The organism is Leucobacter sp. M11 (assembly GCF_035726885.1).
Lineage (GTDB): Bacteria > Actinomycetota > Actinomycetes > Actinomycetales > Microbacteriaceae > JAPFRB01.
Window position 1 is genome coordinate 456502 of record NZ_JAPFRB010000002.1, and the last position, 3151, is coordinate 459652.

At 73.0% G+C, this 3151-nt stretch carries 5 protein-coding genes; all 5 read right to left on the reverse strand.

The features are described from left to right. Nucleotides 1-437, reverse strand: a 437-nt coding sequence (gene tsaB, locus OOT08_RS06470; RefSeq protein WP_325091774.1) for a tRNA (adenosine(37)-N6)-threonylcarbamoyltransferase complex dimerization subunit type 1 TsaB, incomplete at its 3' end; no start/stop codon positions are given. Next, on the reverse strand, nucleotides 434-985 hold the full coding sequence (tsaE, locus tag OOT08_RS06475) for a tRNA (adenosine(37)-N6)-threonylcarbamoyltransferase complex ATPase subunit type 1 TsaE (RefSeq protein ID WP_442916188.1): 552 nt from the start codon (nucleotides 983-985) through the stop codon (nucleotides 434-436). The genes tsaE and tsaB, both read right to left, overlap by 4 nt. Before the next feature lie 38 nt (nucleotides 986-1023). Next, nucleotides 1024-2166, reverse strand: a complete 1143-nt coding sequence (alr, locus tag OOT08_RS06480; RefSeq protein WP_325091776.1) for an alanine racemase — start codon at nucleotides 2164-2166, stop codon at nucleotides 1024-1026. A 55-nt stretch (nucleotides 2167-2221) separates the two neighbouring features. Further along, nucleotides 2222-2581 carry a holo-ACP synthase gene (locus OOT08_RS06485; RefSeq protein ID WP_325091777.1) on the reverse strand — a complete coding sequence of 120 codons (360 nt, stop codon included), beginning with the start codon at nucleotides 2579-2581 and terminating at the stop codon, nucleotides 2222-2224. Nucleotides 2582-2654: 73 nt separating this feature from the next. Next, nucleotides 2655-3151, reverse strand: a 497-nt coding sequence (locus tag OOT08_RS06490) for an SIS domain-containing protein (RefSeq protein ID WP_325091778.1), incomplete at its 5' end; no start/stop codon positions are given.

The window sequence follows — 3151 nt, forward strand, 5'->3', positions numbered from 1 at the left end:
AGGAAGCGCGAGCGGAACAGCTCCCGCCGCCGGGCGTCCTGGAGCACGGTCACGGTGTGTCCCGCGCCGGGGAGGGCATAGGCGTCGAGCGCGACCGCCTCGTGGCCGAGGAGTGGGAGCGGGGTGAGCCCGCGTCCCCGGGCGAAGGCCGTCGCCGCGGCAATGCCGACGCGGAGGCCCGTGAAGGGGCCGGGCCCCATCCCGGCGACCACGCGGGTCACCTCCGCGCCGGTGACCCCCGCCTCGGCGAGGGCGCGGGCGATCAGCTCGCCGATCACTTCCGCGTGCGCCATCGGGTCGGCGCTGGCCGCCTCCACGACGCGGCCCGCCGCGCCGACCGCGACGCTCGTGCCGATCGCGGTGTCGATCGCGAGGAAGACCCCGCCCTCGACCTCGGGGGCGGCGACCTCGCGGAGGAGGAGCGGTCGTTCGGTCATTGGGGAACTCCGTTCTGCCAGCGCGGTCCGTGCCCGCTGACCCGAAGGGTGCGCGGTTCGACCGGGGCATCGTCACTGGCGTCGGGGTCGGCGGGGTGCTCGCCCGCCGCATCGGGGGCGTCGCCGGGCGACGCGGGCGCGCCGCCGCCCATCGGGCGCTCGATCACCAGGTGCAGCCACGACTCGGCGCCCTGCTCGATCAGGCCCTCGCCCCACTCGGCGATCACGACCGAGCGGGCAAAGTCGAGGTCGAGGTCGTCCAGCTCGTCAGCGTCCGCGAGCCGGTAGGCGTCGACGTGGATGAGGGGCGGGCCGCCGACGAGCGAGGGGTGCGTGCGCGCCACGACGAAGGTTGGGCTCGTCACGGGGCCGCGGATGCCGAGCCCCTCGCCGATGCCGCGGCTCAGCGTCGTCTTCCCGGCCCCCAGCGGGCCCGTGAGAACGAGCAGGTCCCCCGCCCGCAGCTCGCGGCCCAGCCGGACGCCGTAGTCGTGCATCGCCTCGGGATCGCTCAGCACCAGAGTGGCGTGGCTCGACTCGGGAGCCACGGGCTCAGCCGCGCGGGGCTCCGGGAGCGGCTGGCCGGTCACTCGTCCACCAGGAGACGCTTCACGCGCGGGCCGATGCCCACGACGATCTCGTAGTTGATGGTGCCCATTGCCTCCGACCACTCCTCCACCGCCGGCGCGCCGGTCGCGGGGTCGCCGAAGAGGGTCGCGCACTCCCCCACCTCGACGTCGACGTCCTGGGCGCCGAGGTCCACGAGGATCTGGTCCATGCCGATCCGGCCAACGATGGGGTAGCGCTCGCCGCGCACCTGGACGGTCACATCGGTGCCGTTGACCGCGCGGGGCATTCCGTCGGCGTAGCCCATCGCCACGAGGGCAAGGGTCGTGGGGCGCTCCGTGACGTAGGTGTGCCCGTAGGACACCCCGGTGCCCGCGGGTACCTCGCGGAGATTGATGATCTCGGCGCGGAGCGTCATCGCGGGGGTGAGCCCGAGCTCGGCGGAGGGCACCCCGGGGTAGGGACTCAGCCCGTAGAGACCGATCCCGATCCGCACCGCCGTGTAGTGCAGGTGCGGGGAGCGGAAGGCGGCCGCGGTGGAGGCCAGGTGCTTCAGTTCGGGGTCCACGCCGGCGGCCAGGAGCCGGGCCACGCCGTCGTCGAAGACCGCCGCCTGGGCCAGATCCGCCGCGGGGTTCGTGTTCGCGAGGTGGCTAAAGATACCGCGCACGCGGATGAGGCCGTCCCGTTCCAGCTCGGCCGCGCGCGCGAAGGCCGCGTCCCAGTCCCGCTCGGCGAGGCCGTTGCGGCTCAGGCCGGTGTCTATCTTCAGGTGCACGGTGCCGGGGACCCCGGGCCGACCGCCCGCGCGCACCGTCTCGGCGAGCAGTTCCAGCTGGGCTCGGGTGCTGATGCCGAGCTCGATGTCGGCCGCGTAGGCCGCGCGGAAGTCGGGGTCGCTGCCGTGCAGCCAGCACAGCACGGGGGCGTCGATGCCCCCCTCCCGCAGGCCGAGGGCCTCGTCGATGTCGGCGACACCGATGATGGCCGCGCCGCCCGCGACGACGGCCTCGGCCACGGGGATCATGCCGTGCCCGTAGGCGTTCGATTTCAGCACCGCGATGATCGTGTCCGTGCCGGACACCTCGCGGATGCGGTCCAGGTTCGACCGGATCGCGGAGATGCTGATCTCCGCCCGTCGCATGGGGGCTCGCTCTCTCATCACCGTTCCTCCTCGGGGCGCGCCGCTCGCGACGCCTCCCGCTCGCCGGGCCGGGTCATGCCCCGGCCCGTTCCAGGACGACGAAGGCCGTGGCGACCCCCGCGTCGTGGGTCATCGACAGGTGGGGGTGCGCGCACCCCCGGCGGCGCAGCTCGGCGAGGAGGCCCTCGGAGCTGCCGAAGCTCGGAGCGCCCTCGACCGTGCGCACCACGGCGAGGTCCTGCCAGCTCAGCTCCCCCGAGCCGCCCAGGGCCTTGATGAGCGCCTCCTTCGCGGCGAAGCGTGCGGCGAGGGAGGCGAGCGAGAGCCCGCGCTCCTCGGGCACGAAGAGCCGCTCGCGCAGGGCCGGGGTGCGCTCGAGCTGTCGCTCGAAGCGCCCGATGTCGACCGTGTCGACCCCGATACCGCTGATCATCCGACGTCCTGTTCTCCCCCGCGGGGTGCTCTCGCCTCGGCCGCTCCGCGCGGGAACGGCCGAATCATCCAGGCTACTCGACCGTCACTGACTTCGCGAGGTTCCGCGGCTGGTCAACGTCAAGCCCCTTCGCGGTGGACAGCTCCAGGGCGAACCACTGCAGCGGCACCACCTGCGTGATCGGCTCGAAGAACTCGTCCACGAGCGGCAGCCGGATCACGTCGTCGGCGAAGGGCAACACCGCGGTGTCCCCCTTCTCGACGATGGCGATCACGCGGGCCCCGCGGGCGCGGATCTCCTGGATGTTGGAGACGATCTTCGAGTGCATCAGCTTGGAGGTCCGGGGGCTCGGCACGAGCACGAACACGGGCTGGCCGTGGTCGATCAGGGCGATCGGCCCGTGCTTCAACTCGCCAGCCGCGAAGCCCTCGGCGTGAATGTAGGCAATCTCCTTGAGCTTGAGCGCGCCCTCCAGGGCCACCGGGTAGCCCACGTGGCGGCCGAGGAACAGCACGGAGCGGCTGTCGGCCATCCAGTGCGCGAGCTGCGCGATCTGTTCCTGGGTCGCGA